The following is a 12,567-nucleotide window of genomic DNA, read 5'->3' on the forward strand; positions in this document are numbered from 1 at the left end:
TGTCCTCATGTTCGTCTCGCGTTGCGCCGGTCGGCGGCCGCAGCCGGCCGCATCGGCCCTGACCAATCAGTTCTGGGCCAGCAACTCGCCCACGTAGCGTGCCACGGCGCGCACCGTGGCGATGTTGCCGGGGTAGTCCATCCGGGTGGGCCCCAGCACCCCCAGGCCGCCCACGATGGTGGTGCCCGGGCCGTACCCGGTGCTGACCACCGAGGCGGCGCGCAGGTTGTCGAACTCGTTCTCGTCGCCGATCAGCACCCGGGTCGTGCTCGGCTCGGTCTCACCGATGAGCTTGAGCAGCACGACCTCCTCCTCCAGAGCTTCGAGGATCGGCCGCAGGGAGCCCTGGAAGTCGAGCAGGCCGCCCCGGGTGAGGTTCGCGGTGCCGGCGAGCGCGATCCGCTCCTCGTGCCGCTCGACGAGCGTCTCCAGCAGGACGGTGGCGAGGGTGGTCATGGTCGGACGCAGCCCGGTCGGCGCTTCCTCGACCAGCGCCTGCACCAGCGGCGGCGTCTCGGACAACCGGGCGTTGGCGAGCTTCTCGTTGATCAGTCGACGCAGGTCGGTGACGTCGTCGGCGGGCACCGGCCCGGGCAGCTCCACGAGCCGCTGCTCCACCCGCCCGGTGTCGGCGATCATGACGAGCATGAGCCGGGTGGTGGAGATCGGCACCAGTTCCAGGTGGCGCACCGAGGAACGCGCCAGGCTCGGGTACTGCACGACGGCGACCTGACGGGTCAGCTGGGCGAGCAACCGCACCGTGCGGTGTACGACGTCGTCGAGGTCGACAGCGCCGACCAGGAAGCGCTCGATGGCCCGGCGTTCGGCCGGGCTGAGCGGCTTGACCCGGGACAACCGGTCGACGAAGAGGCGGTAGCCACGGTCGGTGGGCACCCGGCCGGCACTGGTGTGCGGCTGCCGGATGTAGCCCTCCTCCTCCAGCACGGCCATGTCGTTGCGGACCGTGGCCGGGGAGACCCCGAGCTGGTGCCGCTCGACCAGCGCCTTGCTGCCGACCGGCTCCTGGGTGGAGACGTAGTCCTCGACGATGGCGCGGAGCACGGCGAGTTTCCGGTCGTCGAGACCCATCCTCCGCACCTCCTGTCGCACGTCGGCCACCGGCACCCTGGGCCGGTCGGGCCGTCCTGGCACTCGACTGTAACGAGTGCCAGTCTACGTCGGCGGGCCCGTCGACGCGATGATCAACGGCCACCCGTCGGTGCGGCCCGCGCCACCCTTGTTGGGCCGATCGGCCCGCACTGCCAGGCGGTGTCGCTCTGGTGCGGCGTTGCCAACGGCCCCTACCGTGACATCCATGACTGAACCTCCTCGCCCTCCCGGGTCGGGCGACGCCGGCAACTACCCGCCGGAGCCCACCTCCCCGGGCCCGTACCCGTCGGCCGAGCCGCCCACCGCACCACTGTCCGGGGCTCCCGGCCCGGCCGGCTATCCCCCGGCCGGTGGCTATCCACCGCCCACCGGTGACCAACCGCCGTCAGGCGGCTACCCTCCGGCAGGCGGCTACCCCCCGCCCGGGGGCTATCCCCCACCCGGCGGCTACCCGGCCGGCGGGGCCTACGGCGGCCCCGGCGGCGGTTACGCCAACAACGAGGACAAGACCTGGTCGCTGGTCGCGCACTTCGGCGGCGCCGCCGGCATGATCATCAGCGGCGGTGTGCTCGGCTGGATCGCCCCGCTGGTGGCGATGCTGGCACGCGGCAACCAGTCCCCGACGGTGCGGGCGCACGCTGTGGCAGCGCTCAACTTCCAGCTCATCTGGTCGATCGTCGGTCTGGTCGGCTGGGTGCTGTCCTGCATCCTGATCGGCTTCATCGGGGTCGGGGCGGCCATCATCCTCGGCGCCGTGTTCGGCATCATCGCCGGCATCAAAGCCAACGAGGGCCAGCTCTACCGTTACCCGCTCTCCGCGAGCTTCATCAAGTGAACCGGGCCGGCCGCTCCCCCGGCCGGTCCGGAGCACCGCCGCCCCGGTCCCGAGGCAGCGGACCCCTCAGGGCAGCAGGTCGCGGACGACAGCGTCGGCGAGCAGCCGTCCACGCACTGTGAGCACTGCCCGGCCGGCGGCGTACTCGTCGGCGGCCAGCAGGCCGCCGGCAAGCGCCCGCTCGGCGCCGGCCCGACCGGTGGCGTCGAGCACCGCCAGCGGGAGACCGCTGGCCAGCCGCAGCCGCAGCATCACGTCCTCCATGTGCGCCTCGTCGACAGTGAGCACCTCCCGGGCCAGGCCGGGAGACGCGCCGGCGGCCAACCGCTGGGCGTACGCCGAGGGGTGCTTCACGTTCCACCAGCGCACCCCGCCGACGTGGCTGTGCGCCCCCGGCCCCAGCCCCCACCAGTCCGCGCCGGTCCAGTAGAGCAGGTTGTGCCGGCAGCGGGCCTCCTCGGTGCGGGCCCAGTTGGAGACCTCGTACCAGGAGAGCCCGGCCGCGTCGAGCGCGGCCTCGGCGGCCAGGTAGCGGTCCGCGGCCACGTCGTCACTGGGGTACGCCAGCTCGCCGCGTCGCATCCGGGCGGCGAGCCGGGTGCCGTCCTCGACGATCAGGGCGTACGCGCTGACGTGGTCCACCCCGGCGGCGACGACCTGCTCCAGCGAGGCGGCGAAGTCCTCGGCCCGCTCCCCCGGGGTGCCGTAGATCAGGTCCAGGTTGACGTGCTCGAACCCGGCGTCGCGCGCCTCCAGGGCGGCGGCGGTGGCCCGGCCGGCGCTGTGTTTGCGGTCCAGGATCGCCAGCACCCCCGGGGAGGCGGACTGCATGCCCAGCGAGATCCGGGTGTAGCCGGCGGCCCGCAGCAGCTTCAACGATTCCGGGGTGACCGACTCGGGGTTGGCCTCGGTGGTCACTTCGGCGTCGGCGGCCAGCCCCCAGGTGCGGTCGATGCCGTCGAGGATGCGGGCCAGGTCGTCGGCGGGGAGCAGGGTGGGCGTGCCGCCGCCGACGAAGACGGTGTCGACCCGGGGCGGCGGGGTGTCGCCGAGCACCCGGGCGGCGAGCGTCAGCTCGGCCAGGACGGTGTCGGCGTACCCCTCGCGGCTGGCGCCGCCGCCCAGTTCGGAGGCGGTGTAGGTGTTGAAGTCGCAGTAGCCGCAACGGCTGGCGCAGAACGGGACGTGCACGTACACGCCGAAGCCGCGCGCGCCGACCGCCGTGGTGGCGGTGGCGGGCAACGATCCGTCGACGGGGACGGTCTCACCATCTGGAAGGACGCCGGGCATGGCCACTAGTGTGCCCGGCATGACCTCTCCCGACGTCCTCGTGCGGGTCGCCACGGCCCGTGGGGTGACCACCCTCACCCTGGACAGCCCGCACAACCGCAACGCGCTCTCCACCGGCCTCATGACCCAACTGCTGGCGGGGCTCGCGGACGCGGTCGCCGACGAGGCGGTGCGAGCGATCGTGCTCGATCACACCGGCCCGGTCTTCTGCTCGGGCGCCGACCTGAAGGAGACCGCCGCGGCGTACGCCAGCGGGACGGTGCCGGCCGGCATGCTGGGTGACGTGCTCGCGGCGATCTGGGAGTGCCCGAAGCCGGTGCTGGCCCGGGTCGGCGGGCCGGCGCGGGCCGGCGGGCTGGGCCTGATCGCCGCCGCCGACCTGGCGGTCTGCGCCGACGAGGCGACGTTCGCGTTCACCGAGGTACGCATCGGGGTGATCCCGGCGGTCATCTCGGCGACAGTGCTGCCCCGGCTGCACCCCCGCGCCGCCGCCGAGCTGTACCTGACCGGCGACACCTTCGACGGCCGCCGGGCCGCCGAGATCGGCCTGGTGACGGCCTCGGTCCCGGCAGACGGGTTGGACGACGCGGTACGCGGCTACTGCGACTCGCTGGTGCGCGGCGCGCCCGGGGCGCTGGCCGGCGCGAAGGAGCTGCTGCGCCGACCGGGTACCGCCGAGCTGCGCGCGGACCTGGCCCGGCTCTCCGCCGTCTCGACCGGCTACTTCCTGTCGGACGAGGGGCGCGAGGGGGTCACCGCGTTCCGCGAACGTCGACCGGCGCGCTGGGTGCCCGCTCTCGACGACTGACGATCGGGGCGCCGCCGTCGTTCGGCGGCGCCCCCGGTTCCTGCCGGGTCACCAGGCGGTCGCGCCGCCGTCGACCGGGTAGTTCGCCCCGGTGATGTACGACGCCCGGTCGGACGCGAGGAAGACCACCAGCTCGACGACCTCCTCGGGGCGCGCGAAGCGCTTGAGGAGCGTCTTGGCAGTGATGGCGTCCCGGGCCTCCTGGTTGTCACCGAGGTCGCGTTCGCTGGCCGGGGTGAGGGTGGGCCCGGGGCTGATCGCCACCGCGCGGATCCCGTGGGGCGCGCCTTCGAGCGCGAGTTGTCGCGTCATGCCGATGATGCCGGCGTTCGCGGCGGTGTGACCGACCATCGGCGGGACGTGGCCGCCGATCATCCCGGCCATGGAGGCGGCGCTGATGATGACGCCGCCACCGCGCCGGACCAGGTGCGGCCAGGCGAACTTCGACACGAAGTACGGAATGTCGAGTTCTCCGGTGATGGTGTAGCGCCAGTCCTCCACGGAGAAGTCGGGCATCGGGCCGAAGCGGAGCGCCGCCGCGTTGTTGTAGACCACGTCGAGCCCGCCGTAGGCGGCGGCAGCGTCGTCGACGAGCGTGCGCACCTGCTCGGGGTCGGTGAGGTCGACCGGCGCGATGCCGGTCATCTCGCCGCCGGCGCGGCGGACGAGTTCGACAGTTTCGTCGTTGCCGGCGACCTGGAGGTCGGCCCCGACGACCTTCGCGCCCTCGCGGGCGAAGGTCAGCGCCGCGACGCGGCCCAGCCCCCCGCCGGTGCCGGTGATCAGCACGACCTTGCCATCGAGCGTTCCCATGGCACTCCTCCTTGTTCGGTGACCAACGCGTCCGGCTGTGCGGGGCGGTAGGTCGGATTGACATGTCAACTGGCTCAAGTCCTTGACTGGTCAATCGCTTCCCGATATCGCTTACCCGGTGACGCGCGCGACAGCCCCGCACCGGGGCGGGTGACGGAACGACGCGGGCAGGTGAGATCGCGACCGGAGCGGGAACGTCGCCAACCGGTACGTGGCAGCGGAGCCGGCCCCGAACCGGTCGGAGTCGACCATGTCGGGCCCGAACCGCTCGGACGACCCGGAGGGGGCCTGCGGGGACGTACGCTTGTCAGACTGTCGATCTGGGGGTGTGGGTGCGAACTCGGGCAACCGTGGCGGGTGGAGTGGTGCTCATCCTCGTCGCCGTGATCGCGATCTGGCTCGTCGTACGGCAGGTCGGCGACAATCTGAAGTTGCCACTGATGGCACGCAAGTGCACAGTGCAGGCCGACGGACGGGTCGCGCTGGACGCCGACCAGATGGCCAACGCGGCGACCATCGCGGCGATCGGCGCGAAGCGCGGGATGCCCGAGCGGGCCGTCGTGGTCGCGCTCGCCACCGCGTACCAGGAGTCCGGGCTGCGCAACCTCGCCGACGGCGACCGCGACTCGGTCGGCCTGTTCCAGCAGCGACCGAGCCAGGGCTGGGGCACTCCGGCGCAGATCCGCGACCCGCGCTACGCGGCCAACCGGTTCTACGCGGCCCTGAAGAAGGTGCGCGGCTGGGAGGAGATGCGGGTCACCGACGCCGCCCAGCGGGTGCAGCGCTCGGCATTCCCCGAGGCGTACCAGAAGTGGGCCGACGACTCCGAGGTGCTCAGTCGGGCCCTGCTCGGCGACGCCAGCGGCGCGGTCGCCTGCACGGTGGGGCGCACCCCGGTGATGCACGGCGCGGCGGCGGCCGCCCAACTGACCCGCAACCTGGTGCTGGACTGGGGGTTGAAGGGCACCGACCCGACCGACCCGACCGGGTTGGCGGTGACTCCGGGCGACCAGCGCGACGGCTGGCGGTACGCGCACTGGTTGGTGTCGCACGCCCAGGACCACGGGGTGAAGCGGGTCCGCTTCGGCGACCTGGAGTGGACCGCCCGCGACGGCTCGTGGGGCCGGGTGGACGGCCAGCAGAGCCCCGCCGGTCAGGTGGTGGCCGAGGTGTTCAACGAGGGTTGACCGACCCGGATCTCTTAACCGGCGGTCATCGCACAATCGGGCAAGACGCATTAAATCGCTCTATTGAACGCCCAGATCTCACTCTGTGCGTTTCTCTCGCTGCGTGGGGTCCCACCGGGGCCAAATCCCGCACCGCACCCTCCCCGACGCCGGGATCGCCGCGTTACGATCGGCGGCCTGTGCCAGAAAAGGTTTCACCTCATGGGGAGGGGTACGACGCGGTGTTCGATTACGGCGACCGGACCGGTTACGAACCGATCAGCGACACTGACCGCAAGGAGTTCCACGAGCAGGGCTTCCTCCTGCTGCGCAACGTCCTGACGGAGGACCACCGGGCGGCGCTGGAGGCGGCGGTCGACCGCGTCTACGCGGAGGAGCAGGCGAAGGGCACCACCAAGAAGGACGGCACCCTGCACCTGCTGGGCTTCCTGGAGCGCGACGAGCTCTTCGGTGAGCTGCTGACCCACCCGATCGCCTTCCCGTACATGTGGGGACTGGCCGGCTGGAACATCTACACGCACCACAACCACCTGGACGTCACACCGCCGGCCGCCGAGCCGGAGAAGCCGTACTGGGGTTGGCACCAGGACGGGTACCGGCAGAACTCCGACCCGGAGACGATGGACCCGAACCTGCCTCGGCCGATGTTCTCGCTGAAGGTCGCGTACGTGCTGTCGGACCTCTCCGAGACCGGCCGCGGCGCCACCAAGGTCATCCCGGGTAGCCACCTGAAGAACTCGCTGCCCCGGCCGGCGGACCTCACGGTGCAGAACCCCGACCCGGAGGGCACGGTGGAGATCACCGCCAACCCGGGCGACGCCTTCATCTTCGACCGCCGGCAGTGGCACTCGCGGTCGACGAACCTGTCGACCATCACCCGCAAGATGCTCTTCGTCGGCTACACCTACCGGTGGATCCGCCCGCTGGACGAGCTGCACCCAGACGTGAACGGCGAGTGGTACCGCAACCGCACCCCCGTGCAGCGCCAGCTGATCGGTGAGGGCACCCACACCGCCAACTACTGGGGCATCAACTGGGACGGGTACGTCGACGACGAGATCCCGCTGCGCAAGGAGCTCAAGGAGCGCGGTCTGCTCGACCGCAACATCCCCTGGCTCCGCTGACCCACTGCTCGTAGGACGGCCCCCCGCCGACGCTCAGCGTTGGCGGGGGGCCGTTCCACGTCTGCGGACCCGACCGTTCGGTGCTCCCGGACGCCGTCGCGGCGAGTGCGGTCCGCTGCCGGTCAGCCCTGGGCGGCGAGGCGTCGGCGGGCCTTCTCCCGGATCGGCTCCGGCAGGTCCTCGGCGTCGAGCAACCGCGGCAACAACTCCGGCTCCAGGCTGGTCGCCCGGAACACCTCGCCAATGGTCACCCCGTGCGCCGGGCGGTCCACCACCTCGACCGGGTCGCCCGCGCCGACCTCCCCCTCGCGCAGCACGCGCAGGTACGCCCCGGGCGACGCCCGGACGGTGAACCGCTTGATCAGATCCGGTACGCCCCAGAACCCGGCGAAGGTGGTGCAGGGGGTGCGCGGCTTAGTGACCTGGAGCAGGGCGGACCCGACCTGCCACTGCTCGCCGATCACCGCACCCGTGACGTCGACCGCGTAGGTGGTCAGGTTCTCGCCGAAGCCGCCGGGCGGTATGGCGCGGCCCAGTTCGGCCACCCACCACGCGGCGTCCTCCTCCGCGTAGGCGTAGACCGCCTGGTCAGGGCCACCGTGGTGGGCCCGCTCGCCGATGAAGTCGCCGGCCAGGCCGCCGGCGAGCAGCGATACCGGTCCGTCGACCGGCCGCTTGTCGATGCCACTGCGACCGCTCGCGTCGCCGGCCCACCCAGCCTCGGTCACGATGCCGAGGTTCACCGCTGCCACCCTGCCTGTCATGACCGTCAGCCTAGTGGCGGTCCGATGCCCGAAAGCCCGCCCGGCGCCGGGGTGGGCACCGGCGTCAGTCGTTGCGTACGGAGGCCGACGTCGGCCTCGGGGTCAGCCCTTGACGGCGCCGGCGACCAGACCGGAGACCATCCGCCGCTGCACCAGCAGGAAGAAGATGATGACCGGCAGGGTGAACAGTGTGGACGCCGCCATCACCGGCCCCCAGTTGGTGTCGTCCCGACCGAAGAAGAAGGTCATCGCCACCGGCAGGGTGTAGCTGCCCTGATCGTTGATGAAGGTCAACGCGAAGATCAGCTCGTTCCACGCCGTGATGAAGGAGAAGATGCTGGTGGCCACCAGGCCGGGCGCGACCAGCGGGAAGAGCACCCTGCGGAAGGTCTGGGCCCGGCTGGCCCCGTCGATCGCCGCCGCCTCCTCCAACTCCTTCGGCACCGCGGCGACGAACCCGCGCAGCATCCAGACCGCGAACGGCAGCGAGAAACCGAGGTACGTGAGGATCAGGCTGGGCAGGGTGTTGTAGAGCCCCAACCGCTGGATCATCAGGAACAGCGGGATGACCAACGCCTCCAGCGGGATCATCTGCACCACCAGCAGCATGATCAGGAAGCTGGTCCGCAGCTTGAAGCGGAACCGCGCCACCGCGGTCGCGGCCAGCAGCGCGACCAGGCCGCTGAGCACCACAGTGGAGACGGCGACAAGCGCGCTGTTGAGGAAGAAGTCGAGGAAGCTGACGCCGGGAATCAGGTTGCCGGTCAGGATCTCCCGGTAGTGCGCCAACGTCGGATGGGTCGGCACCGGCTGCGGGGTGGAAGAGAAGATCTCGTTGCTCGGCTTCAGCGAGGTGGAGATCATCCAGTAGACCGGGAACGCCGCGAAGAGCGCGACCAGCAGCCCGGCGCCGTTGAGGGCGACCTTCTTCACGACTCGTCCTCCTGCCTGAGCACCATCCGTACGTAGAAGCCGGTGACCACGAGCAGGATCAGCGTGAGGATCACCGCGATGGCCGCGCCGAGCCCGTACTTCGGCGGCGGCGAGAAGGCTTCGGCGTACGAGTAGATGGCGAGCATGAACGTCGGCCGGTCCTGGGTGCCGCCGGCCAGCACGAACTGCTGGGTGAAGACCTTGAAGTCCCAGATCGTGGAGAGCACGATCAGGATCCCGAAGACCGGGCGCAGCAACGGGAAGGTGATCTTCCAGAAGACCCGCCACGGGCTGGCGCCATCCACCCGGGCCGCCTCGTGCAGCTCACTCGGCACGCTCTTGAGACCGGCCAGCACACTCACCGCGATGAACGGGAACGAGTGCCAGACCACCACAAGGGTGAGGATGGCGAAGAAGAGCAGCGGCGAGTTGAACCAGCCGTAGCCGGTCCAGTCGCTGCGCCCGAACAGGCTGGTCGATAGCCCGTCCGGCAACGCGTTGAACAGCCACGTGACCAGGCCGCTCGTGTCGTCGAAGATCCATTTCCAGACGATGGTGCCGGTCAGCGCCGGCGTGGCCCAGGCGAGCATCACGCAGCTGGCCACGAAGGTCGCCATCTTGCGACCGAGCCGGTTGAGCAGCAGCCCCACCAGGGTGCCGAGCACCATGGTGAGCAGCACGTTCGCCGCGGCGAACAGCACCGTGTTGCGCAGCACGGTCAGGAAGAACGGGTCGGAGAGGATGTCGACGTAGTTGCCGAGCCCCACCCACGGCCACTCCCGATCGCCGCGCAACTGCCGGACGCTGTTCAGCCGGTAGAAGGACATCACCACCACCTGGCCGAGCGGCCAGAGCAGCAGCACCCCGATGATCAGCAGGGCGGGCAGGAGCAGCAGGTAGGGCAGGCGGTCCACCCGGCGACGCCGCCGCGCGGGGGTCTCCCGCGCGGCGGACGTCTCCGGGTTTTTTGTCTGTGAGCTCACTTGCTGTTCAAAATGCTTTCCATCTCACCGGCCGCGTCGGCGGTAGCCTTCTCGACCGTCTTCTGACCCTTCATGACCGAGCTGTTCATCGCCTGGGTCACCGTCTTCGTCCGGCTGACCTCCACCCACTTCGGGGTGAGCGGCGTGAGCTTGGTGTTCTGCATGGTGGTGGCGAACGACGCCATCACCTTGTCGTTCGCGTACGCGCCACCGGAGACCAGGTCCTGGTAGACCGGGAAGAAGCCGAGGCTGCTGGCGAAGCTCTGCGCGTTCTTCTTGTTCAGCAGCACGGTCAGGTAGTCCCAGGCCAGGTCCTGCCGCTCGCTGTCCTTCCAGATCGCCACGTCCGAGCCGCCGGCGAAACCGGGCGCCGCCTTGCCGTCCGGGCCGGGGATCGGGAACGTACCCCAGACCTTCTCGATCTCGGGGTTGTCCTTCTTGATGGCGCCCTGCTGCCAGCTACCGGCGAAGGCCATCGCGGCCTTACCGGTGGCGAACTGGGTACGCGCGTCGATCTCGTTCCAACCCGCCGCCGCCGGCGGGGCGACCTTGTGCACGGTCACCAGGTCGGTCCAGAACTTGACGGCCCGCTGCGCCTCCGGCGTGGTGTAGCCGGACTTCCAGGTGCCGCCCTGGTTGCTGGCGATCTCGCCACCCGCACCCCAGAGGAACGAGTAGAAGGGCAGCTCGGAGTTGCCGGGCAACGCGATGCCGTAGGTGCCCTTCTTCTTCGCCTGCACGGCCTTGGCCACAGTGACCAGCTCGTCCCAGGTCTTCGGGGGCTGCACGCCGGCCTCGGCGAACCAGTCGGTGCGGTAGTAGATGGCGCGCACACCCGCGTACCAGGGCACGCCGTACTGCTTGCCGTCGAGCTGCGCGTTGCGCACCAGGTCGGGCAGCAGGTCCTTGCCGTCGGCCCAGCCGCCCATCCGACCACTCACGTCGGCGAGCGCCTCCTGGGCGGCCCACCCCTGAGTCTCGGTGTTGCCCAGCTCGGTGATGTCCGGCCCCTCACCGCCGGCGAGCGCCGCCTGGAACTTCTTGGGCGCCTCCAGCCAGGGGATGTACTGCACGACCACGTCGGTGTCGGGGTGCTTCTGGCGGAACTCGGCCTCGACCCCGTCGAGGAAGGAGTTCTGCGCGTCGCCACCCTCACCCATCATCCAGACCGTCAGCTTGCTGTCGTCGGCCGCGTCGTCGCCGGAGCCCCCACAGCCGGTCAGCACCATCGCGGCCGAGGCCACCATGGCGGTGACCGGGGCCAGCCGCTTCCACCTGTTCACGCCACTTCTCCCCTCGCGCCGCCTGGAACTAACCTTCTCCGCCGCACCCTAGTACGGAGAATTCCTTTACGACAGTGGGCGGGACTGGCCGAAGCGTGGCGACCGTACCGCAGCGGCCCGACGACCGGCACTCCAACATCCGGCCAAAGTCGGGCCTTCAGCACGAAAGAGCGCCCGGCTCTCGGCCGGGCGCCCTTTCGAGTCGTGCTGTCCTACACGTCGTGCGGTGTCGTCAGATGATGCCGGGTCGTTATCGGGTGACGCTGCGGCGGCGACCCACACCGGCCACCAGCGCGACAGCGATCGCGGCCACCACGACCTGCACCAGCAGCTCGGCCCAGTCGATACCGCTCGTCTCGGTCGCGATGCCGATGGCCCGCGCCAGAACGGTGCCCAGCAGGGCGGCGCCGACGCCGATGAGCAGGTGCAGCCAGATCGGCATGTTCTGCCGGCCCGGGACGACCAGGCGGCCGAGCGCGCCGACGATGAGACCAACAACGATCGCAGTGATGATGCCCCACACGGTGAGCTCCACGGCCACCCTCCTTCAAAGAATGTCTGACACACGGTTCGTGTGCTTCCTGTCGTGACCGTTAATTGCCCGACCCATCGAAAATCCAAACCGACCTTCACTCACCAAACGATCACGACTTGGCCAACAAGGACACGTTCCACCGCAGGCCAACCCTGGCCACCAGGCGTTGGGAGAACGCCGATGGGCGCCCGACCTGTCGGTCGGGCGCCCATCGGAGGTGTCGCGGTGGTGCGGGTTGGTGCTGTGGTGTTATCGGGTCACGCGGCGACGGCCACCCACGCCGGCCACCAGCGCGACGGCGATCGCGGCCACCACGACCTGGACCAGCAGCTCGCCCCAGTCGATACCGCTCGTCTCGGTCGCGATGCCGATGGCCCGCGCCAGGACGGTGCCCAGCAGGGCCGCGCCGATACCGATCAGCATGTGCAGCCAGATCGGCATGTTCTGCCGGCCCGGGACGACCAGACGGCCGAGCGCGCCGACGATGAGACCAACAACGATCGCAGTGATGATGCCCCACACGGTGAACTCCACGGTCGCCCTCCTTCAAAGAATGTCTGACACACGAGGTGTGTGCTTCCTGTCGTGACCGCTAAGTGCCCGACCCACCGAAAGCCCAAACCGACTCACCTCAATCGACAACGCCAGCCGTCAATGTTCCGGAGCTGCGTCGGTTGACGCGTGAGTACGTCCACACAGGTAGGAGGCCACTTCGCCCGCCCGCCGGCCCCACAACAGGGGCAGAGAAATTTTCCGCACCCGGCGGTCACATCCGCCGCGCCGACGCGTTCGGCCGGCAATCTCGGCGGGCCAGTCAGACCCGACGGGGGCAGGGGCGAGGCAGAGCGAGGCACGCGAGACGCCCGGAAACGCGACGCGCCCGGGTGCGTGTGGCACCCGGG

At 70.3% G+C, this 12,567-nt stretch carries 13 protein-coding genes; 4 read left to right on the forward strand and 9 right to left on the reverse strand.

Annotated elements, in window-relative coordinates; translation table 11 throughout:
- Nucleotides 1-66: 66 nt before the first annotated feature.
- Nucleotides 67-1,089: a heat-inducible transcriptional repressor HrcA gene (hrcA, locus tag IW249_RS02250; protein WP_091409786.1), complete on the reverse strand. Its 1,023-nt coding sequence runs from the start codon at nt 1,087-1,089 to the stop codon at nt 67-69.
- Nucleotides 1,090-1,315: 226 nt separating this feature from the next.
- On the opposite strand from hrcA, the gene IW249_RS02255 reads away from it, so the two are divergent.
- Nucleotides 1,316-1,945 carry a DUF4870 domain-containing protein gene (locus IW249_RS02255; RefSeq protein ID WP_196919278.1) on the forward strand — a complete coding sequence of 210 codons (630 nt, stop codon included), beginning with the start codon at nt 1,316-1,318 and terminating at the stop codon, nt 1,943-1,945.
- Between the two features lie 66 nt (nt 1,946-2,011).
- Here IW249_RS02255 and hemW read toward each other — a convergent pair whose 3' ends face one another.
- Nucleotides 2,012-3,235 carry a radical SAM family heme chaperone HemW gene (gene hemW, locus IW249_RS02260; protein WP_196924593.1) on the reverse strand — a complete coding sequence of 408 codons (1,224 nt, stop codon included), beginning with the start codon at nt 3,233-3,235 and terminating at the stop codon, nt 2,012-2,014.
- Between the two features lie 19 nt (nt 3,236-3,254).
- Here hemW and IW249_RS02265 point away from each other — a divergent pair, with 19 nt between their 5' ends.
- On the forward strand, nt 3,255-4,043 hold the full coding sequence (locus IW249_RS02265; RefSeq protein WP_196919279.1) for an enoyl-CoA hydratase-related protein: 789 nt from the start codon (nt 3,255-3,257) through the stop codon (nt 4,041-4,043).
- Between the two features lie 48 nt (nt 4,044-4,091).
- Here IW249_RS02265 and IW249_RS02270 read toward each other — a convergent pair whose 3' ends face one another.
- Nucleotides 4,092-4,856, reverse strand: coding sequence for an SDR family NAD(P)-dependent oxidoreductase (locus tag IW249_RS02270; protein ID WP_196919280.1), 765 nt, complete (start codon nt 4,854-4,856; stop codon nt 4,092-4,094).
- A gap of 326 nt (nt 4,857-5,182) precedes the next feature.
- Here IW249_RS02270 and IW249_RS02275 point away from each other — a divergent pair, with 326 nt between their 5' ends.
- Nucleotides 5,183-6,043 carry a hypothetical protein gene (locus tag IW249_RS02275; RefSeq protein WP_196919281.1) on the forward strand — a complete coding sequence of 287 codons (861 nt, stop codon included), beginning with the start codon at nt 5,183-5,185 and terminating at the stop codon, nt 6,041-6,043.
- Between the two features lie 221 nt (nt 6,044-6,264).
- A complete protein-coding gene (locus IW249_RS02280) occupies nt 6,265-7,167 on the forward strand; it encodes a phytanoyl-CoA dioxygenase family protein (protein ID WP_091409805.1) in 903 nt (300 codons plus the stop codon).
- A 122-nt stretch (nt 7,168-7,289) separates the two neighbouring features.
- On the opposite strand, the gene IW249_RS02285 is transcribed toward IW249_RS02280, so the two are convergent.
- From IW249_RS02285 to IW249_RS02310, 6 genes are all read right to left on the reverse strand, one after another.
- Nucleotides 7,290-7,931, reverse strand: coding sequence for an MOSC domain-containing protein (locus IW249_RS02285; protein ID WP_196919282.1), 642 nt, complete (start codon nt 7,929-7,931; stop codon nt 7,290-7,292).
- Between the two features lie 102 nt (nt 7,932-8,033).
- Nucleotides 8,034-8,864, reverse strand: a complete 831-nt coding sequence (locus tag IW249_RS02290; protein WP_196919283.1) for a carbohydrate ABC transporter permease — start codon at nt 8,862-8,864, stop codon at nt 8,034-8,036.
- Nucleotides 8,861-9,847: a carbohydrate ABC transporter permease gene (locus IW249_RS34070; RefSeq protein ID WP_196919284.1), complete on the reverse strand. Its 987-nt coding sequence runs from the start codon at nt 9,845-9,847 to the stop codon at nt 8,861-8,863. The genes IW249_RS02290 and IW249_RS34070 overlap by 4 nt, the downstream gene beginning before the upstream one ends.
- Nucleotides 9,844-11,130: a sugar ABC transporter substrate-binding protein gene (locus tag IW249_RS02300; protein WP_196919285.1), complete on the reverse strand. Its 1,287-nt coding sequence runs from the start codon at nt 11,128-11,130 to the stop codon at nt 9,844-9,846. Before IW249_RS02300 ends, IW249_RS34070 begins: the two co-directional genes overlap by 4 nt.
- 250 nt (nt 11,131-11,380) lie before the next feature.
- The gene (locus tag IW249_RS02305; RefSeq protein ID WP_091410004.1) at nt 11,381-11,665 is read right to left on the reverse strand and encodes a GlsB/YeaQ/YmgE family stress response membrane protein; all 285 of its coding nucleotides are present in this window, start codon (nt 11,663-11,665) and stop codon (nt 11,381-11,383) included.
- Between the two features lie 249 nt (nt 11,666-11,914).
- Nucleotides 11,915-12,199 carry a GlsB/YeaQ/YmgE family stress response membrane protein gene (locus tag IW249_RS02310; protein WP_091409827.1) on the reverse strand — a complete coding sequence of 95 codons (285 nt, stop codon included), beginning with the start codon at nt 12,197-12,199 and terminating at the stop codon, nt 11,915-11,917.
- Nucleotides 12,200-12,567 lie beyond the last annotated feature (368 nt).

The sequence above is a fragment of the Micromonospora vinacea genome (assembly GCF_015751785.1).
GTDB classification, from domain to species: Bacteria; Actinomycetota; Actinomycetes; order Mycobacteriales; family Micromonosporaceae; genus Micromonospora; species Micromonospora vinacea.